Origin of the sequence: Azospirillum brasilense, assembly GCF_007827815.1 — a bacterium.
GTDB lineage: Bacteria > Pseudomonadota > Alphaproteobacteria > Azospirillales > Azospirillaceae > Azospirillum > Azospirillum brasilense_C.
In genome coordinates, this window is sequence record NZ_VITH01000001.1 from 53,589 (window position 1) to 79,001 (window position 25,413).

At 67.5% G+C, this 25,413-nt stretch carries 23 protein-coding genes; 7 read left to right on the plus strand and 16 right to left on the minus strand.

Features of this window, described 5'->3' with window-relative positions; genetic code table 11:
* Window positions 1-113: 113 nt before the first annotated feature.
* The 11 genes from FBZ83_RS00275 to FBZ83_RS00325 form a co-directional block, all read right to left on the minus strand.
* Complete coding sequence (locus FBZ83_RS00275; protein WP_145680574.1) at window positions 114-470, minus strand: HesB/IscA family protein; 357 nt, start codon at window positions 468-470, stop codon at window positions 114-116.
* A gap of 16 nt (window positions 471-486) precedes the next feature.
* Complete coding sequence (locus FBZ83_RS00280) at window positions 487-912, minus strand: iron-sulfur cluster assembly protein (RefSeq protein WP_145680575.1); 426 nt, start codon at window positions 910-912, stop codon at window positions 487-489.
* Window positions 913-935: 23 nt separating this feature from the next.
* Entirely contained in the window at window positions 936-1,403 is a 468-nt protein-coding gene (sufU, locus tag FBZ83_RS00285; RefSeq protein WP_014197141.1) for a Fe-S cluster assembly sulfur transfer protein SufU, read from the minus strand.
* Window positions 1,400-2,662, minus strand: coding sequence for a cysteine desulfurase (locus FBZ83_RS00290; protein WP_145680576.1), 1,263 nt, complete (start codon window positions 2,660-2,662; stop codon window positions 1,400-1,402). Before FBZ83_RS00290 ends, sufU begins: the two co-directional genes overlap by 4 nt.
* Window positions 2,663-2,676: 14 nt before the next feature.
* Entirely contained in the window at window positions 2,677-4,026 is a 1,350-nt protein-coding gene (gene sufD / locus FBZ83_RS00295) for a Fe-S cluster assembly protein SufD (RefSeq protein ID WP_145680577.1), read from the minus strand.
* A 2-nt stretch (window positions 4,027-4,028) separates the two neighbouring features.
* Entirely contained in the window at window positions 4,029-4,781 is a 753-nt protein-coding gene (gene sufC / locus FBZ83_RS00300) for a Fe-S cluster assembly ATPase SufC (RefSeq protein WP_137116359.1), read from the minus strand.
* Between the two features lie 32 nt (window positions 4,782-4,813).
* Window positions 4,814-6,301 (minus strand): Fe-S cluster assembly protein SufB, encoded by a 1,488-nt coding sequence (sufB, locus tag FBZ83_RS00305; RefSeq protein WP_014197137.1) that lies wholly within the window; start codon window positions 6,299-6,301, stop codon window positions 4,814-4,816.
* A 48-nt stretch (window positions 6,302-6,349) separates the two neighbouring features.
* The gene (locus FBZ83_RS00310; RefSeq protein ID WP_145671907.1) at window positions 6,350-6,832 is read right to left on the minus strand and encodes an SUF system Fe-S cluster assembly regulator; all 483 of its coding nucleotides are present in this window, start codon (window positions 6,830-6,832) and stop codon (window positions 6,350-6,352) included.
* A 275-nt stretch (window positions 6,833-7,107) separates the two neighbouring features.
* Window positions 7,108-8,118 (minus strand): hypothetical protein, encoded by a 1,011-nt coding sequence (locus FBZ83_RS00315; protein ID WP_145680578.1) that lies wholly within the window; start codon window positions 8,116-8,118, stop codon window positions 7,108-7,110.
* A gap of 25 nt (window positions 8,119-8,143) precedes the next feature.
* Window positions 8,144-8,560, minus strand: coding sequence for a phage holin family protein (locus FBZ83_RS00320; protein ID WP_145671909.1), 417 nt, complete (start codon window positions 8,558-8,560; stop codon window positions 8,144-8,146).
* Window positions 8,557-9,537 carry a hypothetical protein gene (locus tag FBZ83_RS00325; RefSeq protein ID WP_145680579.1) on the minus strand — a complete coding sequence of 327 codons (981 nt, stop codon included), beginning with the start codon at window positions 9,535-9,537 and terminating at the stop codon, window positions 8,557-8,559. Before FBZ83_RS00325 ends, FBZ83_RS00320 begins: the two co-directional genes overlap by 4 nt.
* A 260-nt stretch (window positions 9,538-9,797) precedes the next feature.
* Here FBZ83_RS00325 and FBZ83_RS31720 point away from each other — a divergent pair, with 260 nt between their 5' ends.
* From FBZ83_RS31720 to FBZ83_RS00360, 7 genes are all read left to right on the plus strand, one after another.
* Window positions 9,798-11,243, plus strand: a complete 1,446-nt coding sequence (locus tag FBZ83_RS31720) for a hypothetical protein (protein WP_247888068.1) — start codon at window positions 9,798-9,800, stop codon at window positions 11,241-11,243.
* Window positions 11,244-12,052: 809 nt separating this feature from the next.
* The gene (locus tag FBZ83_RS00335; RefSeq protein ID WP_145680580.1) at window positions 12,053-12,592 is read left to right on the plus strand and encodes a hypothetical protein; all 540 of its coding nucleotides are present in this window, start codon (window positions 12,053-12,055) and stop codon (window positions 12,590-12,592) included.
* Window positions 12,585-13,385, plus strand: coding sequence for a response regulator transcription factor (locus FBZ83_RS00340; RefSeq protein WP_172428359.1), 801 nt, complete (start codon window positions 12,585-12,587; stop codon window positions 13,383-13,385). Before FBZ83_RS00335 ends, FBZ83_RS00340 begins: the two co-directional genes overlap by 8 nt.
* Before the next feature lie 82 nt (window positions 13,386-13,467).
* Window positions 13,468-15,021: a sensor histidine kinase gene (locus tag FBZ83_RS00345; RefSeq protein WP_247888069.1), complete on the plus strand. Its 1,554-nt coding sequence runs from the start codon at window positions 13,468-13,470 to the stop codon at window positions 15,019-15,021.
* A 165-nt stretch (window positions 15,022-15,186) separates the two neighbouring features.
* Window positions 15,187-17,835, plus strand: coding sequence for a cation:proton antiporter (locus FBZ83_RS00350; protein ID WP_145680582.1), 2,649 nt, complete (start codon window positions 15,187-15,189; stop codon window positions 17,833-17,835).
* A gap of 16 nt (window positions 17,836-17,851) precedes the next feature.
* A complete protein-coding gene (locus FBZ83_RS00355; protein WP_145680583.1) occupies window positions 17,852-18,763 on the plus strand; it encodes a DMT family transporter in 912 nt (303 codons plus the stop codon).
* 127 nt (window positions 18,764-18,890) lie between these two features.
* Window positions 18,891-19,286 carry a hypothetical protein gene (locus FBZ83_RS00360; RefSeq protein WP_145680584.1) on the plus strand — a complete coding sequence of 132 codons (396 nt, stop codon included), beginning with the start codon at window positions 18,891-18,893 and terminating at the stop codon, window positions 19,284-19,286.
* 24 nt (window positions 19,287-19,310) lie between these two features.
* On the opposite strand, the gene FBZ83_RS00365 is transcribed toward FBZ83_RS00360, so the two are convergent.
* From FBZ83_RS00365 to FBZ83_RS00390, 5 genes are all read right to left on the minus strand, one after another.
* Window positions 19,311-20,795, minus strand: a complete 1,485-nt coding sequence (locus FBZ83_RS00365) for an alkaline phosphatase D family protein (protein WP_145680585.1) — start codon at window positions 20,793-20,795, stop codon at window positions 19,311-19,313.
* A gap of 262 nt (window positions 20,796-21,057) precedes the next feature.
* On the minus strand, window positions 21,058-21,285 hold the full coding sequence (locus FBZ83_RS00370) for an anti-sigma factor family protein (protein WP_247877067.1): 228 nt from the start codon (window positions 21,283-21,285) through the stop codon (window positions 21,058-21,060).
* Window positions 21,286-21,617: 332 nt separating this feature from the next.
* Window positions 21,618-22,055 carry a sigma-70 family RNA polymerase sigma factor gene (locus FBZ83_RS00375; protein ID WP_247882918.1) on the minus strand — a complete coding sequence of 146 codons (438 nt, stop codon included), beginning with the start codon at window positions 22,053-22,055 and terminating at the stop codon, window positions 21,618-21,620.
* Between the two features lie 521 nt (window positions 22,056-22,576).
* Window positions 22,577-24,058 (minus strand): RimK family protein, encoded by a 1,482-nt coding sequence (locus tag FBZ83_RS00385; RefSeq protein ID WP_145680586.1) that lies wholly within the window; start codon window positions 24,056-24,058, stop codon window positions 22,577-22,579.
* On the minus strand, window positions 24,058-25,239 hold the full coding sequence (locus tag FBZ83_RS00390; protein WP_247888070.1) for a GNAT family N-acetyltransferase/peptidase C39 family protein: 1,182 nt from the start codon (window positions 25,237-25,239) through the stop codon (window positions 24,058-24,060). The genes FBZ83_RS00385 and FBZ83_RS00390 overlap by 1 nt, the downstream gene beginning before the upstream one ends.
* Between the last annotated feature and the right edge of the window lie 174 nt (window positions 25,240-25,413).

Here is a 25,413-nt window from a genome sequence, read left to right on the forward strand (position 1 = left end):
GTGGGGACGCGGAGTGCCGTTGGACAGGGCCACCGTCACTCTCAGACGATCCATGAAAAAAGCCCCCATCCGTCAGGAAGGGGGCTTTCGTGGCTCGGTACGCCGCGTCGACCTCAAACGTGGAAGCTCTCGCCGCAGCCGCAGCGGCCCTTCTCGTTCGGGTTCTTGAAGACGAAGCCGGTCTGGAACTTGTCGTCGACGTAGTCCATCTCGCTGCCGATCAGGAACATCACGGCGGCGGGATCGATCAGGACGGTGACGCCCTTGTCCTCCACCACCTCGTCGAACTTCATCTTTTCCTTGGCGTACTGCACGTCGTAGCTGAGGCCGGAACAACCCTTGGCCTTCACGCCGATGCGCAGGCCGATGTAGTCGTCGGTCGCCTTTGACATCAGAAGCCGCACGCGCTCCGCGGCGGCGTCGGTGATGGAAAGGGCCTTGGGGAGAGAAGCCGTAGAAGCCGTGGCCATGGGGATCTTCGCCTCCTTAAAACATGTCCAGTTGGACCCGCGCGACCTCGGACATCATGTCCTGGCGCCAGGGCGGTTCCCAAACCAGTTCCACCTTGCATGTGGTGACGTCCTCGACGGACTCAACCGCCTGCTGCACCTGCATCGGCAGTTCGCCGGCCACCGGGCACATGGGGCTGGTCAGGGTCATGTCGATTTCGACCTCGTTGTTCGGGCCGATGTCGACGCGGTAGATCAGCCCCAGCTCCCAGATGTCCACGGGGATTTCCGGGTCGTAGCAGCTCTTCAGCGCCGAGATCACCGCCTCGCTCAGCGCGGCGCGCGGGTCGTAGGCGGCCTTGGCCGCGGCCATGTCCGCTTCGGTCTGGTTCATCGGCCTGGCCTCCGCGGCGTCGGCGTCCTTGGAGATGGCGTCAGTGGGGGAGATCGCGTCATCGGGCATCGCGTTTCACCGTTTCCTGCAACTTACTCGCTGCTCGCCTTGTCCTCGCCTTCGATGGCCGCGTTCATCGCGTGCCAGGCGAGGGTGGCGCATTTCACGCGCACCGGGAACTGACGGACGCCGGACAGCACCATCAGCCGTTCCATGGCGTCCTCGTCCACCGGGCCGTGGTCGCCGTGGTCATGGTCGTCCTTGGTGCAGAGGTCGTGGAAGGTCTCGAACAGGGCCTTGGCTTCCGCCTCGGTCTTGCCCTTAACCACCTCGGTCATCATGGACGCGCTGGCGGTGGAGATGGCGCAGCCGCGGCCCTGGAAGGCCACATCCTCCACCACCCCGTCCTTCAGCTTCAGATAGACCATGAAGCGATCGCCGCACATGGGGTTCTCGCCCTTGGCCTCCCGGTTGGCATCGTCGGGATGCCGGAAGTTCCGGGGGTTCTTGCCGTGGTCCAGGATCACTTCCTGGTACAGCTCGCGCAGTTCGTCCATCATGCTCCGAAGAACTCCTTCACCGCGATCACCGATTCGACCAGAGCGTCGGCTTCCGCCCGCGTGTTGTAAAGGGCGAAGCTGGCCCGCGCCGTGGCGCCGACCCCGAAACGCTCCATCAGCGGTTCCGCGCAGTGGCGGCCGACGCGGACGGCCACGCCGTACTGGTCCACGATGGTGCCGAGGTCGTGCGGGTGCACGCCCTCCAGCGTGAAGGAAATGATCGGACCCTTGCCCGGCGCGGTGCCGTAGACGCGCAGGCCGTCGATCTGGGAAAGCTGCTGCGTGGCGTATTGGAGCAGGTCATGCTCGTGCGCCGCGATGGCCTCGCGACCCAGGGACTCCATGTAATCCAGCGCCACGCCCAGCCCGATCACCTCGGTGATCGCCGGGGTACCGGCCTCGAAGCGGGCCGGCGGGGCCTTGAAGGTGGTGCCTTCGAAGCTGACGCTCTCGATCATGTCGCCGCCGCCCTGATAGGGGGGCATCTTCTTCAGCAGATCGTACTTGCCGTACAGCACGCCGGTCCCGGTCGGGCCGTACAGCTTGTGGCCGGTCATGATGTAGAAGTCGGCGTCGATGTCCTGGACGTCCACCACGCCGTGCACCGCGGCCTGGCTGCCGTCGAACAGCACCGGCACGCCGCGCTCGTGCGCCATGCGGGCGATGAGCTTGGCCGGCGTCACCGTGCCCAGCACGTTGGAGCAGTGGGTCATCGCCACCAGCTTCGTGCGGTCGGACAGCAGGTCCTCGTAGGCGTTCAGGTCCAGCACGCCGTGCTCGTCCACCGGGACGACGCGGATGCGGATGCCCTTGTCCATCTGGAGGAGTTGCCACGGCACGATGTTGGCGTGGTGCTCCATGACCGAGACGATGATCTCGTCGCCTTCCGACAGGAAGGTCCGGCCATAGCTGTGGGCGACGAGGTTGACGGCCTCGGTCGCGCTGCGGGTGAAGACGATGTTGCGCTCCGACGGGGCGTTGAGGAAGCGGGCGACCTTGCGGCGGGCCTCCTCGAACTGGTCGGTCGCGGTCTGCGACAGGAAATGGACGCCCCGGTGGATGTTGGAATAATCCTCCTCCAGGAAGCGGGTCATGGCGTCGATGACCTGCCGCGGCTTCTGCGCGGAGGCGGCGCTGTCCAGATAGACGAGCGGCTTGCCGGGCTTGCCCTTCCGCTCGTGCACGGTGCGCGACAGGATGGGGAAGTCGGCGCGGACGCGCTCGACATCGAAGGTGGGGAGGGTGATCTGGGTGTCCATATCCGGGTCCCTCCTCAGCGCGCGTTCTGCCAGTCGGCAACGTAGCTCTGGAAGGCGTCGCGGACGCTTTCCTCGGCGATCTCCTCCAGCGCTTCGGACAGGAAGGCGCCGATCAGCAGGCCGCGGGCGGCCGCCTTGTCGATGCCGCGGGCGCGCAGGTAGAAGAGCTGGTCGTCGTCCAGTTCGCCCACCGTGGCGCCGTGGCTGCACTTCACGTCGTCGGCGTAGATCTCCAGCTCCGGCTTCGCGTCGATCTCCGCGGTGTCGGAGAGCAGGAGCGCGCGGTTCTGCTGGTAGCCGTCGGTCTTCTGCGCGTTGGGGCGCACGATGATCTTGCCCTGGAAGACGGCGCGGGCCTGATCGTCGATCACGCCCTTGTAGACCTCGCGGCTGGTGCAGCAGGGCTTGGCGTGGTCGATGAAGGTCGTGGTGTCGACGTGCTGGCCGCCGCGGACCATGTAGGCGCCGCTGACATGCGTGTCGCCTTCCTCGCCGTCGAGGACGCTGGTCACCTCGTTGCGCGACAGCTTGGCGCCGATGGTCAGGATGAAGTTGTCGTAGATGCCTTTGCCGGCCACCTTCGCCGCGGTGTGCGACAGGTGGAAGGACTCCGTGTGCTCGCGCTGGACCTTGTAGTGGTGGACCGACGCGCCCGCGCCGACGAAGACCTCGGTCACGCCGTTCGACAGGGTGGTGCAGGAGCCCAGGCCGACGTGATGCTCGACGATCACGGCGCGCGAGTCCGCCTCGGCGACGATCAGGCCGCGCGGGTGGAAGGCGGTGGGCTGCGCCTCGGAGCCGACGGAGACGAAGACCAGCTCGATGGTCTCCTCCACCGTGACGCCGCGCGGCACATGCAGGACCGGGCCGTCCGCCAGGAAGGCGGTGTTCAACGCCACCAGCGGCTGATCGTCCGGAGCGGCGATGCGGCCCAGATGCTCGGCCAGCAGATCGGGCTTGCGCGCCAGGGCGTCGGCGAGGTTCAGCAGCTCCACCCCCGCCGGCAGACCGGCGGTGGAGGACAGCTCCGCCCGGAAGCGCCCGTCCACGAAGACCAACCGCGGGCCGGTCGCGCCGTCCGCGCGCACGGTCGGCAGCACGTCGAAGCGGGCGTCCGCCACAGAGGCGGGCTGGAAGGCCAGCTTGTCGAGCGCGCGCAGGTTCGTGTAGCGCCAGGACTCGTTCTTGACGGTCGGCAGGCCCAGTTCCGCAAAGCGGGCGCGGCCCTGGTCGCGCAGCCCGTCCAGCCAGGACAGGCCGGCGCCGGGCAGTCCGCCCTTCACGCGGTCGAGCTGCTCCAGGAAGGGCGTGGCTGCCGCCGGGTCATAGCCCCGCGGCGCCTTGGTGAGGGTCGTCGTCGCCATGGTCAGGCCGCCTCGTTCACGCCGAACTCGGCGTAGCCGTTCTTCTCCAGCTCCAGCGCCAGCTCCTTGCCGCCGGAGCGCTGGATCTTGCCGAAGGCCAGCACATGGACATGGTCCGGCACGATGTAGTCGAGCAGGCGCTGGTAGTGGGTGATGACCAGCATCGACCGCTCCGGCGAGCGGAGCGCGTTCACGCCCTCGGCCACGATCTTCAGCGCGTCGATGTCCAGGCCGCTGTCCGTCTCGTCGAGGATGGCGAATTTCGGCTGGAGGACGGCCATCTGGAGCGTCTCGTTCCGCTTCTTCTCGCCACCCGAGAAGCCGACGTTGACCGCGCGCTTCAGCATCTCGTCGGTCATGCTCAGCGCCTTGGTCTTCTCGCGCACCAGCTTCAGGAACTGCATGGCGTCCAGCTCCGGCTCGCCGCGCTGCTTGCGGATGGCGTTCAGGGCGGACTTCAGGAAGGTGGTGTTGGCGACGCCGGGGATCTCGACCGGGTACTGGAAGGCCAGGAACAGGCCGGCGGCGGCGCGTTCCTCCGGCTCCATCTCCAGCAGGTCCTTGCCGAAGAAGCTCACCGAGCCCTCGGTGATCTCATAGCCGTCACGGCCGGCCAGCACGTAGCTGAGCGTGCTCTTGCCCGAGCCGTTCGGCCCCATGATGGCGTGCACCTCACCGGGGTTGATCGTCAGGTCGATGCCCTTGAGGATTTCCTTGCCGTCCACCGTGGCGTGCAGGTTCTTGATCTCGATCATCGTTTCTTCTTCCTTCGCGATACGGTGGGCGGTCAGCCGACGCTGCCTTCGAGGCTGATGCCGACGAGCTTCTGGGCTTCCACGGCGAATTCCATGGGCAGCTCCTTCAGCACTTCCTTGCAGAAGCCGTTGACGATCAGCGACACGGCGTCCTCTTCCGACAGGCCGCGCTGGCGGCAATAGAACAGCTGGTCCTCGCTGATCTTGGCGGTCGTCGCCTCGTGCTCGACGCGGGCGGTGCGGTTGCGGTTCTCGATGTAGGGCACCGTGTGGGCGCCGCACTGGTCACCGATCAGCAGGCTGTCGCACTGGGTGTGGTTGCGCGCGCCCTCCGCCTTCGGCAGGATCTTGACCAGCCCGCGGTAGGTCTGCTGCGCCCGCCCGGCGGAGATGCCCTTCGACACGATGGTCGAGCGGGTGTTCTTGCCGATGTGGATCATCTTGGTGCCGGTGTCGGCCTGCTGGAAGTTGTTGGTGATGGCGACCGAGTAGAACTCGCCCACCGAATTGTCGCCCTGCAGGATGCAGCTCGGGTACTTCCAGGTGATGGCGGAGCCGGTCTCCACCTGCGTCCAGGAAATCTTGGAGTTGCGGCCGCGGCAGGCGCCGCGCTTCGTCACGAAGTTGTAGATGCCGCCGACGCCCTCCGCGTTGCCGGGATACCAGTTCTGGACCGTCGAGTATTTGATCTGCGCGTCGTCCAGGGCCACCAGCTCGACCACCGCGGCGTGAAGCTGGTTCTCGTCGCGCTGGGGCGCCGTGCAGCCTTCCAGATAGCTGACGTAGCTGCCCTCGTCGGCGATGATCAGCGTCCGCTCGAACTGGCCGGTGTTGGCCTGATTGATGCGGAAGTAGGTGGACAGCTCCATCGGGCAGCGCACGCCCTTCGGGATGTAGACGAAGCTTCCGTCGGTGAAGACCGCGCAGTTCAGCGTCGCGTAGAAATTGTCGGTGTAGGGCACGACGGAGCCGAGATACTTCTGGACCAGCTCCGGACACTTGTGCACGGCCTCGGAGATCGCGCAGAAGATGATGCCCATCTCCTCCAGCTTGGCCTTGAAAGTGGTCGCTACCGACACGCTGTCGAACACGGCGTCCACGGCGATGGCCGGGCTCTTGCCCTCGGCCCCCTCGACGCCGGCCAGGATCTCCTGCTCGCGCAGCGGGATGCCCAGCTTCTCATAGGTCTTCAGCAGTTCGGGATCGACCTCGTCCAGCGACTTCGGGCGGTCCTTCATCTTGGGCGCGGCGTAATAGTGCGCGTCCTGATAGTCGATCGGCGGGAAGGACAGCTTCGCCCAATGGCGCGGCTCCTCCATCTCCTGCCAGACGCGGAACGCCTTCAGGCGCCATTCGAGAAGCCATTCCGGCTCCTCTTTCTTGGCGGAGATGAAGCGGACGATGTCCTCGTTCAGGCCCTTGGGCGCGACATCCGATTCGATGTCCGTCGTGAAGCCGTACTTGTACTTCTGCTCCGTGACGGCGCGGACCTGTTCGACGGTTTCGGTCGTGGCGGCCATGCTTGTCTCTCGTTCCCTGAAAGCGTTTCCGATGAAGGCGCCGAAACGTCAGACGGCGGCGCGCCGTGCCGGACCTGGGCCGGCTCCAATGCTGTCGAGTGGGCCGGGTGGGCCCTCCGCCCAGGCGGGCGGCCCCATCATGTCGGCCAGCGTCACCTGTTCGAGCGCGCCGCGGATGGCGCTGTTGACCTTTTCCCAGCCGCCGCGCATCGGGCACAGGCGCTGCACGCCGCACTGGCTGTCGCCGCCCTCCACGCAGGCGGTCAGGGCGATCGGGCCGTCGAGGGCCGTGATGATCTCGGCGATAGAGATTGCGTCGGCGGTGCGGCTGAGCGCATAACCACCGGCAGCGCCGCGGTGCGAGGTCGTGAGGCCCGCCGGGGTCAGCGTCTTCATGAGCTTGGCGACCGTGGGGGAGGGCACGCCCGTGCGCTCCGCCAGATGGGAAACGGTGTGAACCGTGCCCACATGGCGCGCCATTTCGCTCATCACGACGATGGCGTAGTCGGTCAGCTTGCTCAGCCGGATCATGACCACCCCGATACAGGACTAAATTGGTCCAGATTAAGTGGCCATCATAGGACCTTTGTCAAGCGGAACCGGAGCGGGATAACCGGGAAAAACACTCAGGTATAAGGATGGCAGGCCTGCACCCGGTGCACGCTGCGGCGAACTGTCGCGGGCGGTCTCCACCCGCGGGAAACCCTGCGCCGCGGTCGGACAACGAAAAACCGGCCCCGCGGTTGTGGCCGCGGGGCCGGTGCAGTCAGCGTGGAACCCGAAAGGAGCCCGTTAGCAAGGCCGGATCAGCCCGGCTTGCGCACCTCTTCCCGCGCCGCGTCGCTGGCCGCGCTCACCGCGTCGCCGACCTCCTCCTTGGCGGCCTCGACCGCCGCACGGGCGGCGCGGGTGCCACGATCCATGGCGTCGAGAGCCATCTCCTTGGCGCGGCTGGTCGCCTCGTCGGCGTAATCGCCGACCCAGCGGTCCTCATAGCGGGAGGCCGGGATGCTGGCGCCGAGCGCCGCGCCGAGGGCGACGCCCATCACGCCGGCGACCATCGGGTGGTCGTCGACCATCTCCCAGAACCGCCCGGTGGCGCTGTGCAACCGGTCCGAGGCCCGGAGGTGGCTGGCGCCGCCGTAGTTGCCGCCACGGTTGCCGATGTGGCTGTCCACGCGGCTGCTCATGTCGCGGCGCATGCCCTGCGCCCGGTCGCGGGCGTGGTCGGTGAGATCGTGCGCCCGGTCGCGAGCCTGATCGGCAAGTCCGCGCACGCGGTCGCCGGCGTCGTCCACGGCGTCGCTCGCCCGCTCATAGACGTGGCTCGCCGCGTCGCTGGCCCGCTCGTAGGCGTGGCTGGCGGCGTCGCGCACGCTGCTGCCGGCGCTGTAGAAGGTGTCGCGGGCGTATTGCGCGGCGCTGCCGGCGCGGTCGCGGACGTTGTGCATCGCGCCGCTGCGCGCGATGCGCCGGTCGTAGCCCGAGGCGGTGAGGGCCAGCCAGCCCAGGCCGATGCCGATCATGGCGAGCGGGATCGGGTTGCTGCGCATGGTGTCGCCGACCGAATGGGACCGCTGGTGGGTCTGGTTGCGGATCGGTTCGTAATAGCGGTCCTGGGCGCGCTCGCCGTAGCCGCCGGGGGTGGTGTGCATCCGGTTCATGGTCTGCTCCATCAGGTGACGGGGAGCGAGCCGCGCGGTCTTGCGCTTCAGCACCTGGATCGTGTCGCCGATCCGGGCCTGGCGTTCGCGGATCTCCCGTTGCATCGCGTCGTAGTCGCGGGGCGTTTCGCGCCCCTTCTCACCGCCGTTCATTGATCCGTCGCTCCTCGGCCGCCGCTCATCGCGCAAGCTGGGACCGGGCCCAGCGCTTGTCGTCGCGCAGGGTCTCTATGGTGCGCTGCGGCTGGAGATTCTCCGGGCTGAGCCGCTTCTTGCCGATCATCGCCAGCACGCCGCCGATGACGAGCACGACGGCCCCGACAATGACGGCGGCGAGCCAGGGCTCGACCACCTTCGACAGGGCCAGCACCGCCGCGGCCAGCAGCACCAGGACGCCGGCAAAGGCGATCAGTCCGCCGGCGACCACATAGGCCGCACCCCCCGCCGCCTGACCGGCCTTCTCGGTCAGTTCTGCCTTGGCCAGTTCGATCTCGGTGCGGGCAAGGTTGGTGGTCTCGCGCGCCAGATCGGCGAACAGGCCGGAGATCGGTCGGTCTTGCCGCGGATCGTAGGAACGGTCCTCCGCAGCGCTCATGGTTTGATCCCCTGGATCGGCGTGCCGGCCACCGGCTTGGAGTCGGAGGTGCTGCCCTGGGCGGTTCCGGGGGTGGACCCGGCGACCATCTCGGCGGCGTCACGGGTGCGGGCGGCGGTGGTCGCCGCGGTGGCGGTGTTCAGCGGACGCGGGCTCTCCTGGTTGCGGCCGACCCCGCCGCCGGCCGAGTTTATGGCCGTCGCCGATGTCATGCCGGAGGAGGCGAAGCCGGAGGACAGGCCGGACCGCGGCTGCCCCGCGCCGGTTCCCTCCATCGAGGCCGGGCCGCCAAACCCGGTGCGGCGATGACCGGCGAGGTCATGGTCGGTGCGCAGGGCTTCCTGTCCGGCGCGATCGGCGCCGCGGAGACCGAAATCGCGGTAGTCATGATGCTCCGGGTCATGGCCGCGGTGGCCGCGGTCGTGCCGGGCGTAGCCGCCGGTCAGGTGCGACGAGGACGCGCCGCGAAATCGCCGCTCTCCGGAGCTTTTGACGAAGCGGGCGAACAGGAAGCCGACGGCGAAGGCGGCGCCGACGAAGACCTCCGGCTGACGCCGCGCGAAGCGCTCCACCTGACCGACCATGTCGTCCACGGTGGAGTTGCGCAGCATGTCGGCCACCCGCTCCACGCGGTCGGCGGCCTGGCCGGCGTAATGGGCGGCGGTGCCGTTGTTCTCGTCGTTCAGCTGCTCCGCGGCCTTGTGCAGCGCGTTGGCGACGCTGCCGAGCTGGTCGGCGGCGCGGTCGGTCTGCGTCTCCAGAAGGGAGCGGATGCGGCCCTGGGCGGCGCCCAGGGTGTCGCGGCCGGCGTCAGAGGCCTCGCGGGCGGCCTCGCCGGCCATGCGGTTGATGTCATTGGAGGAACCCCGATTTTGCGAACGGTCGTTCCCCATTCCCGTGTTCGCCCCACGGTCGGCCATCGGGTCCGGCGTCTTGCGGTTCGGTTCGCCGGTGCCCAACGTATCGCGGTCTGCCATCTGTTTTCCTCCTCGGGGTCGGCAGCGGGCGTGTGCTGGCCCGCTGCCTGCGGCAATTCGCCGCGCTTTGCGGCGTCCGATGTCGGGAATCAAACACCCTCATGGGCATCGGAGTTCCGACGTGTGTATTGCGTTCCTGAGGAGCAACGCGGGGTTGCCGGTGTGCGGTCCGGTGTGCTGTCGGAATTGGACGGCCAGGGAAACTGTGCTAAACTTCCCCGCGAATTCGCGAAGGTTCAAACGAACCGGAGGAGGCGGCCGTGAACGGCATATTTTCCGCTCTGAGCAACGGCCAGAACAGCCTTTTCCAGCTCCAGAAGGCCAAGAAGGACTGGGAACGCGCGCTGGAAGCCATGGAGGGCAAGGACGCCAAGCAGGTCCTGACCGAGAAGGCCGACCAGGCGAAGCTGCCCTTCACCATGACTCCGGAGCAGCAGAAGAATTTCACCGCCGTGGTCAACGCGCTGGAGGAAGCCAAGCGCGTCGGCGGGCCGAAGGCCGTCGCCGCCCAACGGCTGGATGAGGTCGAGCGCAAGATCGAAGAACTGAAGATGATGATGCGCCACAGCCGTGGCGATCGGGAAAAGCTGGTGCAGCTGGCGCGCGAAGCCGCGATCCTTGCCAAGCAGGCCGGGCGGGCGGCCAAGGAGTATGGCGCCGGCGTGGCCGCGGCCGCGGAAATGGGACTTCCCGGCGGGGCGGGGGCGCCGTCGGTCGGCGGCATCACCGTCGAACGGACGACCACCCGCACCTCCATCACCATGGTCCAGACGGAGATCGCGGTCGATGTGACGGTAACCATCCGCGGCGACGGCGAGCCCGGTGAGGGCGCCCTGGCCGACGGGGCGCCGCCGGGCGCGTCCATGGCACCGGCTCCGTCCGTGCTGGCAACCGACGGCGCCGCCGCGGAGGGGACCACCGCCGCCGCGGATGCGGCAGCCAGGGACGAAGCGACGGAGGACGGGGAGGCGCGCTCCGCCGAGGCGGTGGCGGCGGAGGCGGCCGGTCTGGCCGGGCAGGTCTCCGTCCAGGGCGTGGCTTCGGATGGCAAGGCGTCTTCGGAGGACAAAGCGTCTTCGAATGACAAGGCCGCTACCGAAAAGACGGAGCAAGAAAAGGAAAAAGACCGGGCGGAAGCGAAAGCCGACAAGGAGGCCGAGGAGCAGGCCGCGGACGGGCAGGGGAGCGACCTGGAGCGGTTGATGTCGGAGGCGGCGCCCAGCCTGAACGCCGCTCCCACCGCCCCTCAGGGCGACCGGATCCGCAACTACATCCAGCGGATGATGGCCGACAACGATCTGAAGATGTCGCGCTACCGCGAGGCCGACGAGTTCGGCCGCCGGGTGGAGGCCGTCCTTGCCACGGCGAAGTCGATCATTGCCGAAGCAAAGGCCGCCAACGAACTGGATCAGGCCGAAGAGAGACGCAAGGCGCGGCGGGAGTCCTTCAAGGATTACGACAAGATTGTCAAAGAGTCCCAGGACAACGTGAACGAGCTGCGCCAGGCGGCCTTCGGGTCCAGCACGACCCTGAAGGACTTCGTGGAGGCCATGACCGACCCGAACGGTACGGGCGGCGGTTCCGGCGAGCCGGAAGGGTCCGCCGAGGGGGACGCGATCACGGCCTCGGCGGACAGTCTGCCGGCGTTCGGCGGAGGCGATCTGGGGACGCCCGCCCCGTCCGGTTCGGTCAATCTGCTCGCGTAGCGGCATTGCTGCCCCGGCGCCGGGGGGCGCCGGGCACCCCTTTCGTGCGCGTTGGCCGATTGCCTTCGGAAGTATCGCCATCAGAGTTAACCCAGCCCATTTCGCAGGCGGTGCAGTCTTGACGAAGGCGTCGGGCCGGGGCAGGATGGTGTCTGTGAAGGTTGATGCTCGAAAAGCATTGTACGCACAGTGCCGACCGGCGGTAACGCCGGCCGGATAGAAGGCTGGAGTTCAAGCGGCAACATCCTGTGAGACGCCATCACGGCGTTCTCATCTTACCGATACTGTTGCCCGTCCGGCTGACCGGCGGTGGGGCCATACCCGGGTGGCTCCGCCGCCGATTGTTTTTGGGGCTCTTTTTCGCCCTTTCCTTTTCCCTTCCCTCCCGCCGGTTTTCACGCCCATGGACGCACGGCGCCACGCGCCGTGTGTGCAAAACCCTTTGTGCGTCTCCCGTCACAGGTTAAGCCAAAGGAAAGTATGGGTATTTGAGGCGACCGGCGCCCTGTCACCCAGCCCACAAATAGGCAAATTAGTTCGAAATCCGACCTATCGATAGGAGTAGGAACAAAAATTGGCCGCAAATGTGCGCAAAAAGGGGGTATCAAACAGGGGTTTAACGCCACATTAACCAGACTGGACTGACCTTGATCTCACGGAGGCGGCAAGTGCAGGCATGGGGCCAGCAACACCGCCCGCGAATTCAACCACGTTGCTTGAAAGGCCCGACGATGACGATGACGGGTACCATATGCGAAGTGGCTGGAACCAATGCCGGAGTGGGGTGCCGGCGGCGGAAGGCGGGCCTTGTGCTGGCGGTTCTTCTGCTGGCCGGGTGCCCCGGCACCACGGTTCCTCCTGAAACGCAAACCGCCGGACCGACCGCCATGGCCGTTCCGGTGCCGAAGACGAAACCTGCTCCTCCGCGCGTCAAGACCGCGGGCAAGGATCAGGCGGCCATGCCGGCGGTGAACGGTCCGGGGACCGGATCCGCCGCCGCGGTCATCGCCATGGCTGGGACAGAGGTGGCGGGGCTGCCCCCCGTACCGTTCGGCGGCGCCAGCCCGCCCGCCACCCTGTCCCCCGAAACGCTCGTCGGCCTGGACCAAGTCCAGACCCGGCGTCTCCTGGGCACCCCTGCCGCAACGGAAGAGGCGCCACCTGCAAAGGTGTGGCATTACGCTAAGGGCGATTGTTCGCTCAAAGTCTTCTTCTTCATGGACATGACGTCCTCCCAGGACTTCCGTGCCCTTTCCTACGATATGAAGAGCAGCGAAAATGTCCCAGATGTCGATAAACGATGCTTCGCTCAACTCCTTGCCCAAGGCTGGGATGTCCGCAATGACTGAGGCCGCCGTCGCCCGCGTGGCGCTGGTCGACGACGACGACCTGTTCCGCGAATCCCTCAGCCTCAACCTCGCCGACGAGGGGTATGAGGTCATCACTTTCGACCGTGGCGAACCCGCGCTCGACTTCTTCGCCGAGGGCGGTTCGGTGGACATCGTCCTGCTGGACTGGCGCATGCCGAAGATGGACGGCATCGACGTCCTTCGCCAGATGCGCTCCCGCGGCATCGACCTGCCGGTGATCTTCCTCACCGTGCTGTCGGACCAGATTTACGAAGAGGCCGCCCTGGCCGGCGGCGCGCTCGACTTCGTCGAGAAGTCGCGCAGCCTGTCGATCCTGCTGAAGCGCATGCGCCTCATCGTGGACGGCTCGAAGGGCACGCCGGAGGAGGCCGAGGGGCCGAAGGAATCGGTTTACGCGCTCGGCAACCTCGACCTGCGCCTGGACAACAGCCGCGCCCTGTGGAACGGCAAGCGCATCGACCTGACGCTGACCGAGTTCAACATCGTCAAGCTGATGGCGACCCGTCCGGAAGAGGACGTGTCCTACCGCGAAATCTACGACCTCGTGCATGGCAAGGGCTTCCTGGCCGGCTATGGCCCGTCGGGCTACCGCGCCAACGTCCGCGCCTTCATCAAGCGCATCCGCCAGAAGTTCCGCGTGGTGGACGCCGAGTTCGATTGCATCGAAAACTATCCGGGCTTCGGCTACCGCTGGGGCAACGGCACGGGTGGCGCGGGCCGCACGCGCGACGACGACGCGGATGTGATGGCCGATGGCGCTGCTGCCGATTGAGGCCCGGGGGCCCGAGAGGGTGCCTGGCGGGGGGCCTGACGGCGCGCGGGACGGGGCGGAACTCACCAAGGGAGGCTTCTCCATGGCGGGTTTCCCCGGCGGCCGGCTGCGGTGGCTGTGGCACTCGCTGGCCAGCCGGCTGGCGCTGCTGACCATCGTCTTCCTGGCGGTCCCGGTGCTGATCTACGATCAGTTCCAGCGCGCCGACACCACGACGCAGACCCTGCTGCTGCAAAGCGCGCAGCGGCAGGGCGAACTGATCGCCCGCGCGCTGGAGCCGGACCTGTCCCGCGCCAACCGCGCGGCCCTGCCGCAGCTCGGCCCCATCCTGCGCCGCTTCGCGGACGGGAACACGCGGCTGAAGCTGCTGGTGCGGCCGCGCGCCCTGGCCGGCAACAACCTGATGGGCAGCGACGGCTTCTACTACGTCGCCGCCGCCCCGTCGGTGCCCACCGACGACCTCGACGCCGAGCGGCACCAACTCCTCGAACAGGGGGTGCTGGACCGGCTGGGCGCCTCCTGCGCCGGGAACGAGCCGCTGGCCCTGCGCCTGCCGCGCGCCTCGGGCGGCTATGAGATCCTGACCTCGGTCACGCCGATCAACACCGCCTTTGGCTGCTGGGCCCTGGTGACCAGCCACACCGCCGGCGGCTATCTGGAATCCTCCCTGGGGCGGCCCTACTGGAGCACGCCGGTCGTCCAGGCCGCGGCGATGATTTACATCGTCATGGCGGCGCTGGTGATGGCCGTGCTGCTTGGGGTGTGGCGCAACCTGCACCGCTTCGGCGATCTGGCCCGCGACATCGTGTCGGGCGGCATCGGCGAGGGCGGGCAGGGGTCCTTCACCAACCGCAACACCGTGCCGGAGCTGTCCGGGGTGGCCGAGGATTTCGACCGGCTGGTCGACACCCTGCGCGAGAGCGCGCGGTCGCTGCGCCGGGCGGCGGAGGACAACGCCCACGCCTACAAGACGCCCATCGCGGTCATCCGCCAGTCGGTGGAGCCGTTGCGCCGCTCGCTGTCCGCCGAAGACAACCGCAGCCAGCGCGCCCTGACCATGATCGAGAAGTCGGTCGACAAGCTCGACGGTCTGGTCTCCTTCGGGCGGCGCATGGACGAGGCCGCCGCCGACTTGCTGGTTCCGCCGCGCCGCCGGGTGGACCTGTCCGATCTGGTCGAGCGCATGGCCGGCGGCTACACCAGCCTGCTCGCCGAACGGCAGCTCCACATGCGCTCGCGCATCGAATCCGGGGTGGTCGTGCGGGCCAGCGACGACATCCTGGAAACCGTCATCGAGAATCTGGTGGAGAACGCCGTCAGCTTCTCGCCGCCGGACGGCACCGTCAGCGTGCGCCTGTCGCGCAACGGGGCCTGGGCGGAGCTGGTGGTCGAGGACGAGGGACCCGGCGTCGATCCGGCAAACCTGCCGCGCATCTTCGAACGCTACTTCTCCCAGCGTGAGCCGGGACGGGGCATGCCGGAGGACGCGGCGGCCCAGAACCAAGCCGAGGCGACCCATTTCGGCATCGGCCTGTGGATCGTGCGGCGGAACATCGAGGCCTTCGGCGGCAAGGTCCGCGCCGAGAACCGCTCCACCGGCGGCTTCCGCATGACGGTGACCCTGGCGGTGGCGTAAGCGGGGGCAGTTCCTGTACGCGCCACTCCGTACCGCTGTGGCCGGACCGTACGTCCGGTCACACGTACGGAACAGCTTTGTCCCTTATCCTGACCTTGCTCCCGCCCCAATCGGGCGATACCGTGCGCGCCGACCCCCAAGGGCCCCTCAGGGCAAGGCAGCCCCATGCACGTCATCGTCATCTATGTCCTCGCGGTTTCCGGCCTTCTGGCGCTGGTCAGCCTTCTGCCGCCACTGGCGGCCCGGCTGAGGATGCCCTACACGGTGCTTCTGGCCGCCGTGGGCGTGGCCCTGGGATTGGCGATCCAGACCTTCGCCGGGCAGGGCGGCACCGGACCCTTCCACGACTTCCTGAATTCCCTGGCCGAGATGGACATCTCGTCCGAGGTGCTGATCTACATCTTCTTGCCGGTGCTTCTGTTCGAAACGGCGCTGGCGGTGGACGTGCGGCGGCTGTTCGACGACGTCTGGCCGATCTTGCTGATGGCCGTGGTGGCGGTGTTCGTCTGCACCTTCGCCGTCGGCTATGCGCTCAACCTCTTCACCTCGATGGGGCTGATCGCCTGCCTGCTGCTGGGGTCGATCGTCGCCACCACCGACCCGGCGGCGGTCGTCAGCATCTTCCGCGACCTCGGCGCGCCGCGCCGCCTGACCATGCTGGTCGAGGGCGAAAGCCTGCTGAACGACGCCGCGGCCATCGCCCTGTTCACGCTGCTGCTCGGCATGCTGACCCGCAACGCCCATGGCGGGGCGACCGAAGCGGCGATGGAATTCCTGCGCGACTTCGCCGGCGGTGTGGCCACCGGCTATGTCTGCGGGCGCGTGGTCTGCATGATCGTCGAGCCGGTGCGCGACCAGCCGATGGCCGAGATCACGCTGACCGTGGCGCTCGCCTATCTCAGCTACGTTCTGGCGGAGCATTACGTCGGCGCGTCGGGGGTCGTGGCGGTCGTCACGGCGGCGCTGGTCGTCGGCTCGGTCGGGCGCACGCGCATCTCCCCGGCCACCTGGGGGGCGCTGGAGCATGTCTGGAAGCAGCTTGGCTTCTGGGCCAATTCGCTGATCTTCCTGATGACGGCGCTGATGGTGCCGCGCCTGCTCGGCGGCATCGGCTGGAGCGACGTCGGGCTGGTGCTGGTCGTGGTCGGGGCGGCGACGGTGTCGCGCGCTCTCGTGCTGTTCGGCCTGCTGCCGCTGCTGTCCGGCGCCGGTCTGGCCCAGCGGGTCAGCCACGCCTACAAGACGGTGATGCTGTGGGGCGGGCTGCGCGGCGCGGTGTCTCTGACGCTGGCGCTGGCCGTCACCGAGAACGGGCGCGTGCCCGACCGAGTGCAGGGCTTCGTCGCCGTGCTGGTCACCGGATTCGTCTTCTACACCCTTTTCATCAACGGCACGACGCTGCGCGCCGTCATCAACCTGTTGGGCCTCAACAAGCTGTCGCCGGTCGAGCACGCCATGCGCAACCGCGCGCTCGCCCTGTCGCTGGCCGGCGTGCGCGAGCGGGTGGAGGGTCTGGCCCATCGCTACGAGGTCGACGAGCAGGCCGTCGGATCCACCGTCTCCCAGTACAGCGACCGGCTCGACGCCATCGTCCGGGAGCGGTCGACCGAAGCGCCGCTGAACAACGAGGACCGCGTGACCATCGGCCTCGTCATCCTGGTGAACCGCGAGGAGGAGCTGTATTACGAGCACTTCCGCGAGGGCATCCTGTCGCGGGGCGTTGCGGAGCTGCTGAACCGCCGGACCGGTCGCCTGCTCGACGCGGTGAAGGCCCAGGGGCGCGCCGGTTACCGCGCCTTCGAGGAGCCCTTCATCTCCTTCACGCCCTGGATGCGGGTCGCCAGCCTGCTGCACCGCCGGCTGGGAATCCACGCGCCCTTGGCCCGCCGGCTCGCCTTCCGGTTCGAGATCCTTCTGGGCGTGCGCACCGTGCAGCGCGAGCTGCTGGAATTCATCAACGACAAGGTCGGGCAGGTGCTGGGCACCGACGTTGCCTGTGAGCTGGAGGGCATCCTCACGGTGCGCCTCGCCATGGTCGAGCAGGCCCTGGCGGCGCTGAAGCTGCAATATCCCGACTACGCGCTGCTTCTTCAGAGCCGGTACGTCAGCCGCGCCGCCCTGCGGCTGGAGGAGGCCGATTACCGAGCGCTCTTCGCCGAGTCGATCATCAGCCAGGAGATTTTGAGCGACCTGCAACGAGATCTGGACGACCGCCGCCGCGCGCTCGATGCCCTGCCGAAGCTCGATCTGCGGCTGGACCTGATGGACCTCGTCGGACGGGTGCCGCTGTTCGAGGGGCTGGAGGGCGACCGCCTGCGCGGCATCGCCACCCTGCTGAAGCCGCGGCTGGTCCTGCCGGGGGAAACCATCGTCCGGCGCGGCGAGCGCGGCGACGCCATGTTCTTCATCGCGTCCGGCGCCGTGGAGGTGCTGGTTCCGGGTCTGGACGAGCCGGTCCAGCTCGGCACCGGGGAGGTGTTCGGCGAGATGGCCCTGCTGACCCGCCAACGGCGCAACGCCGATGTGCGTGCGATGGGCTATTGCCAACTGCTGGTCCTGGATGTGAGAGACTTCCATCGGCTGGTGAAGAAGGACGCAAGCCTGCGCGCCCATCTCCAGTCGGTGGCCGAAACGCGGCGCAACCCGCCGCCGAAGCCGGCCGAGGCCGTTCAGGAGGTCGCGGCGCCGGTGGCGGACGCCCGTGCGGTGGAAGCGCCCAGGCCGGACCCGTCCGGCGTTGCGGCGCCCGCCCCGGACGTTCCGCCCGCGGTGGCCGAGGCCCCCACCGTCGAAAGCGCGCAGGCACGGGGATAGGAGATGACGAGAGACGATGACCGTGCAAGCGACCACCGCCGCCACGGGCGGGCGGCCCGATTGGGTGCGCCTGATGCCGGGCGTGTTCGTGCTGCTGTGGAGCACGGGATTCATCGGCGCTAAATACGGCCTTCCCTACGCGGAGCCGTTGACCTTCCTGCTGGTCCGACTGGGGCTGGTCGCGGTCATTCTCGGGGTGGTCGCCCTGGTCACCGGCGCCCCCTGGCCGAAAAGCTGGGCCGAGGCCGGGCGCATCGCGCTGGCCGGTCTGCTGGTGCACGGCGTCTATCTGACCGGGGTGTTCTGCGCCATCGCCAAGGGCATGCCGGCGGGGGTGACCGCGCTGATCGTCGGCATCCAGCCTCTGCTGACCGCCGCCCTCTCTGGTCCGCTGCTGGGCGAGCGGGTGAGCGGGCGGCAGTGGATCGGCTTCCTGATGGGGCTGGCCGGAGTCGGGCTGGTGGTTGGCGAGAAGCTGCACTTCGACTCGACGGACGCGCTGGGCATCGGGCTGGCGCTGGCCGCCTTGCTGGGCATCACCTTCGGCACGCTCTACCAGAAGCGCCACGGTACGGCGATGGACCTGCGCAGCGGTGCGGCCATCCAGTATGCGGCGACCGCGGCGGTGCTGGCGGTGCTCGCCCCGCTGTTCGAGACCATGCGCATCGACTGGACCGGCGAGTTCATCTTCGCCCTGCTGTGGCTCAGCTTCGTCTTGTCGGTGGGAGCGATCTTCCTGCTGTTCCTGCTGATCCGCCGCGGCGCGGCGGCGCGCGTGGCGAGCCTGTTCTATCTGGTCCCGCCGGTGACCGCGGTGATCGCCTGGGCGATGTTCGGCGAACGGCTGGGGCTGCTGGCCCTGTCCGGCATGGCGCTGGCGGTGGCCGGCGTCGCCCTGGTGAACCGGAGCGCCAAGCGTGCGGCCTGACGGTCTGACTTAGTGCGCATTGCCTCGGCGGGGCGCTCCGACTATGCTTCCTCGCACCGGCAAAAGATCCGGCGGTGTCTCCGCCGGTTCAACCACGCTTCGGCAAACCACATCGGAAGTGAGTGTCATGGACGGCCTGGAGCCCATCTCGCTCGATGACAACCAGACCCTGCAGGCCATCGGCATCCTGGCCGATGTTCTGGATGGTGTGGACGGCCCCGGCGGGCTCGACACGGTTCTGGTTTCCAAGGCGCTGCGGCAGGTGATCGCCACCAAGTCCCAGCCGGCCTTCGAATTCGCCACCCGCGCCTTCAACACGCTCGACGCCGACGTGCGCCGTCAGGTGGCGGAGACCGCCGACCAGGCCGCCCACGATTCGGTCGAGTTGCGCGCCCGCGTCGGCGGCTTCCTGGCGACCTCGGCCAAGGCGCCGACGGGTGGCCCGGCCACGCCGGCGCAGGCCACCAGCTTCCTCAACGCGCTCAACCTGCGCAACCGCCGCCGGTCGCCGCCGTCGGAGTGAGCCGGCGGCTTCGGACAACCGGGTTCAGATCACCTGGGTGTAGCGGTTCGGTTGGCCTTCGGCGGACCAGCGGGCGTGGATCTGCCCCTTGCCGTCGAAGATCAGCGACAGCCAGTTGCGCTGCCGGATGATGCGTTTTCCCGATTCGGGAAAGGCCGGCATTTCGAAGACATAACCGTTGTCCAGCGTCTCCTTGCGGCTGGCCAGCCATTCCAGGGCGAAGGCCGTCGCTTTGGCAGGCGGCGGGTGAACGACCCCCGACGCGATGAGCTGCCAGATCTCCACGCCGCCGCCGCGCAGCACGGCCCGCGCCCCCGCGTGGATTTCACCCGACACGGAGGTGATCCGGCACCCGGTGCGCCGCGAGAATTCCGCCAGTTGGCCGAGCAGGCGCAGCCATTCCTCGGCGTGGGCCGGGCTGCGCCACTGGTCGCGCAGATCGTCCTCGATTCCGACGCGGACGGGCGACAGGCCGACTGCCCGCTCCATCACGCCGGTGTCGAGGTAGAGCAGCGGCACGCTGGACATCAGGATCAGGTGGCGGCAGCCCTTGAAGCGCTCCAGCCACTCCGGCAGGGCATCCCACACCCGGTCCGACAGGACGCGGCGGGGCGTGCGGTCGCTGCGCATGTCGAGAGCCAGGACGCCGATGTCGCCCAGCCGGAAACCCTGGCTGAAGGAGTTCAACGGGGCGCCCCACACGCATTCCGGCTGGGCGTCCTCCATGGCGGCCAACTGGAACAGCGAGAAATGGCGGCGGGCGGCGGTGTAGACGCCGCGCCAGGCTGGGGACATCATCTCCTCGTCGGGGTGGGAGCCCCAGCCGTCGAAGATGTCGTGATCGTCCCACATCATCACCGAGGGAATGCGTGCGGTCACCGCCGCGGTTTCCGGCTGGCCCCAGACCCGCAGATAGAGGTCGAAGTAGAAGTCCGCCGCCTCCTCCGCCATCGCCGGGGTGAAGGGTTCCTCAAGGCGGGCGTCGTCGGTCCGCTTCTTCCAGGCGGTGAGCAGGGGCGGCTGGCGCCACACCGCGTCGGCGTAGAGCTGGTCACCGCCTTGCAGCAGAAGATGGAAGCGTTCGCTCTCGTGGCGGCGCCGCAGGTCGCCCCACAGGGCGTTGCGCGGCGCGTTCAGCCCGGCGATCTTCTCCTCGTCCTCCACACCGTTGCAGGAGACGTAGGCGATCCGCGGCGGCGAGGCGCGCCCCGGCACGGTCACCGCCCAGATGTCCCCCGGCGACGCGCCGTCGGTGAAGCCATAGGCGGCCTCGACATCGCGGGCGCCGCGCGGAATGGCGAAGTCGAACCGCCAGACGTGCCGGTTGCGCCATTGCGCGAGGTGGCGGGGCGGAACGGGCAGCGTCACGCCGTCCACCCTCAGATCATGGGGTTCGGCGTCTCCCTCCAGGACGAAGAGGGCCGACAGCCACCAGCGGTCGCCTTGCTCTCCCCGGAAATAAAGGACGGGACCCAGAATGATGTTCGGTGCCGGCCTGCCGCGCGCCATGGAGGCTGTTCATCCTCTTCGTTCCCACCGGTCCGGGCGCCCATGGCCCAGCTTCCGTTTCCGCGGCTCCTGTTTATGGGAAAAGCCGCCGGTCTGTAAAAGGGGCAAGCGTTGATCCGAAGGGAGAAGTCGCCTGGAAATGCGGGAGAGCCCGCGTTGGCGCCCGCCCCTGCGATGACGACGCGGGGGGTGCGCAAAAAAAGCGGGCGGCCGGGTCGCCCGGTCGCCCCTCATGTGACGATGGAACGCGGGAATCGGGGGGCTAGCTCTTGCGGCGCTGCCTCAGCAGTTCGAGCATGCGCGCCGGTACCGGTTCTTCCAGCACGGGATCGTAAAGGCGGTGAAGCTCGTCCACATGGCTTCTGTGGAAGGTCACCACGGCCTTTGCGTCGGCGTCGTCCTCTACGGACTGCTCGAACTCCTGACGCTCCTTATCGTCCAAGGCACCGTCAAGATATGCGTTGATATGGTTCATCGTCACACGCTTCATATCTTTTGATCCCGGAACGTCCCCGGAGGCCATCCCCCTGAGACGGAAACGATCCGCGACGCAGAGTTCAATATAGTGCGGCGGGCACGGCGTCGGGAGTGGTGACATACCTCTTCTTATGGGGATGGGACCGTTACCGCCAAATGGTTGGCGACGTGTATCCGTTCGTACCCCTGGGGTGTTCGGCCACTCCGCAGCAGCCCTGCTCGTTTCGCACGGGGGATGTAACAGCCGCTCCCATCGGTTGTTCCGGCCACGAACGGTCCGGATGCAATGGAAAGATCAACCTGTTGTACGGTTGCCATACCCCGCGACGCTTTCCCTGCCTCGTCTCAGGCGGCCATCAGGTTGTTCAGCCGCTCGCGGGCCCGGCACAGGCGGGAGCGGATGGTGCCGATGGAGACGTTCAGCTTCTCGGCGGCCTCCTGGTAGGGACGGCCTTCGATGGCGACGAGCTTCACGACCTTGCGCTGGCTGGGGGTGAGGGCGCCAAAGGCACGGTCGACGTCGCGGAAGACGAGCCGGGCGATCTGGGACGCCTCGACCGACATGGCGCCGTCCCACAACTCGACCTTGGTGACGTGCTTTTCACGCTGGAGGTTGTTGAAATGCAGATTCTTCAGCATCGTGGTCAGCCAAGCCTGCATGTTGGTGCCGGGTTCGAAACGATGCTGGCGGGACAGGGCGCGGGCAAGACAATCCTGGGTCAGATCTTCGGCGGCGCTGGCGTCGCGCGTCAACTTGCAAGCATAACGCTGCAGGTTCGGCATGCAACGGATCAGTTCGGCTTCGAAACAATACGCCATTGTTGCTCTTCCTCCAGCTTCTCTTGATTCGGCGGGGCTGCCGGTCTGTGGTGACGGCGCCCCAGGCCCGAGATTTCAGTGCCGAGATTTCAGGTTCCGGGAGTCCGGCTCCCGCGGCTTTGCCGGGAGTCGGTCCCTTTTTCGACGCGTGGTCCCCTCCGGCGGCGGTCCTGTGGCCGTGCCGGTCCTTCGGTTCGTGTCGGTGTTTTAGAATCCGGTGGTGCTGCCTAGCAGTGTCCGGGTGTCGGTCCGGCGCAGCACATCGAGCAGTTCGTCGTCATCAACGGTCTCCCGCTCTCCAGCCTGGGCAACTCCAAAGCATTGATGCGCTTCGGTGTTGCTCCCGTTCGTGGTGACGTTGAATTCATAACGCGGCGGGAAGAGGCTTGTTCCCCGGCGGCCACAGCCGAAAACATCTTAGGAGGAGAGGTGGTTGGAATCAGGGGGGTATCCGAACGGATGGCGGAACTGCCCGAAAGGGGATTTCAGGCCGCGGAACCGGGTTTGCGCGGCCGGGATTCCAGGCGACGCAGGAATTCGCCCATGATGAGACGGTACAGCCCGTCCTTCAGCTTGGCGTCCTCGACTCCGAGGTCGATGCTGGGGTTGTCGTTGATCTCGATGACGAAGACGCCGCGCTCGTTCTGCTTCACGTCGACGCCGTAAAGCCCGTCGCCGATCAGACCCGCCGCTTTGACCGCGGTCTCGATGACCTCGCGCGGCGCCTCCTCGACGGCCAGGGTACGGGAGGAGCCCTGTTCGGCCCGGCCGTTGCCGCCGTGCTTGACGATCTGCCAGTGCTTCTTCGCCATCAGATATTGGCAGACATAGATCGGCTGCCGGTTCAGCACGCCGACGCGCCAGTCGAACTCCGTGTACATGAACTCCTGGGCCAGGATCACGTCGGACTGCTCGAACAGGCTTTCCGCCGTCGCCTCCAACTCGCTGCGGGTCTGCACCTTGAAGACTCCGCGCGAGAAGGAGCCGTCCGGAATCTTCAGGACGATTGGGTAGGGGATCTCCTGGTCCAGCGTCGCCAGCCCGCGCTTGTCGAAGATCACCGTCTTCGGCGCCGGGATGCGGTTGGCGCGCAGGAGTTCGGCCAGATAGACCTTGTTGGTGCATTTCAGGATCGAGTTCGGGTCGTCGATCACCGGCAGCCCTTCCTTCTCCGCCTTCTTGGCGAAGCGGTAGGTGTGGTGGTCGAGGTTCGTCGTCTCGCGGATGAACAGCGCGTCGAACTCGGCGAGGCGGGCGTAATCCTTCTTTTCGATCAGCTCGACCGCGATGCCCAGGCTCTCCCCGGCCTTGACGAATTTCTGGAGCGCGCGCGGGCTGGAGGGGGGAAGCTCCTCCTTCGGGTTGTGCAGGATGGCCAGCGTGTAGCGCGGCGTCGCCTTGGCCGTGGGCTCTCGCCAGGAGGTGCGGGTGTAGGCGTCGAGCGCCGCCTGGAACAGCGCCTCCTGGTCGGGCCGCAGGTCGGCCAGGGACAGCGGCTCCAGGGCGTGGACGGTCCAGCCGTCCTTCAGCCGCACCTGGACCTTCAGCAGGGGGCAGCGGAACAGGTCGAAGATCGTGCGGGCGATGTCCTGGAACCGCGCGTCGTCGGCGTGGCCGAAGAAAAGCGTCAGGTTGAAGGACGCCTCCGGCGGGTGGTCCATCCGCTTGATCGCCTTGCGCAGCGCCTCCTCCGCCTCGGCCAGCTGGGCGCGGTAGAAGGTCTTCTGCGACAGGTCCAGGATGGTCCGGACGGAGGGGATCACCCGCTCTCCCCGCGCCTCCGCCAGCAATGAGACGTAGTAGCCGGTGCCCAGATAGCGGTAGCTGCGCGACAGGTTCAGCACCCGCGCGCCGCGCGGCGCCTGCTCCGGATGGGCGATGTAGTCGCGGGCACTGACCACCGGCAGGCCGTCCTTCGCCCATTTCACGTCCGCCCGGCGGTCAACGACCAGGAGATGCGCGGGCATCAGTCGGCGGACCCATCAGAGAGCTGGGGGCGGAGGAGAAGGGCGGCCTTCAACTGGGCCTTTCCGTAGCGGGCCATGCGCTCGAAGTCGGCTTTCGGGATCGGCATGTTCATCCGGTCGATGTGAGCGTGGTGACGATCGTACACAAGCGGATCATGAACATAGAGAAAGCGGTCGTCGGCACCGGTCACGACGACCCAATGCGGAAATTTTTCGTGATAGATCCGGTAGGAGCTGATGAGCACGATGGGGATGGCCCCGCCCGCCACCGCGTCGGCCATGTCCTGGGCGCTCAGCGTGTTGTGGCGGACGGTGGCGCCGCTGCCCTCCAACTCGTCGAGGAAGTCCTCGTGCACGATGCGCATGACCTCCTTCTTCTCATCGCTGCGCACGCTGTCCAGGAAGGGGGTGGCGTTGTCCTTGATGTGGATGTCCACGGCGAAGCCGCGCCGCGCCGCCGCCAGCGCCAGCCCGAAGGGGCCGCAGCCGCCATGGCCGGAGGTCATGAAGACCGTGGTGGACTCTCGCCACAGGCGGATCTCCAGCTTCCGCCCCAGCTCGATCTCCGTGGGCTTCAGCGCCTTCATCGCCATCATCAGGGCCGACGGGCCGCAGGTGAAGTCCAGGGTCTGCTGGTAGTAGGGGACCAGGGGCCCGCCCAGCGGCGCGCTGGGGCCGCTGTGGCCGAGGCGCTTCTCCAGCCGCAGCGCCTCCATGTGGTCTTCGTAATAATCGGTGTAGACGCCGAACTCGCGGTAGCCGGCCTTCTTGTAGAGATCGATCGCCGAGGCGTTGTCGCGCCGCACCTCCAGCCGCAGGTAGATGCAGTCCCGCGAGCGGGCCGCCTGCTCCGCCGCGGCGAGGAGGCGCTTGGCGACGCCCTGGCCGCGGTGGCCGGGATCGACGGCGAAGGAGTAGAGCCGGGCAAGCGAGGTCCCGGAATGGAAGGACACCAGCGCGTAGCCGACGACCGCGCCGCTGTGGACTTCCACAAGACCTGTGGCCTTGGCTTTCGTGAGCAAATAATGAAAACTACGTCGGGTCAGGCGATCGGTGGCGAAACACCGCTCCTCGATGGCCAGCAGCGCGGGGATGTCCGCCGGCTGGGCCTGACGGAGCAGGATGGTGGCGTCGCCGGGAAGCTCCTGGCGGGAGTCCGCAGATACGGTATTGTCGAGCATCGGGAGGTTCAAAGAGGCTGACACGGACGCCATCTTACTCCCTCCAGCGGGGCTTCGCAGCGATTACCGGCATCCGGTGCGCTGCGGGGATGGTTTCCATTTTGGCACAGCGCGTGTGGCACAAGGGCAAGTCTTGGCTGTTGCTCTGGACGAACGGCCTAGGCAATTCGACAG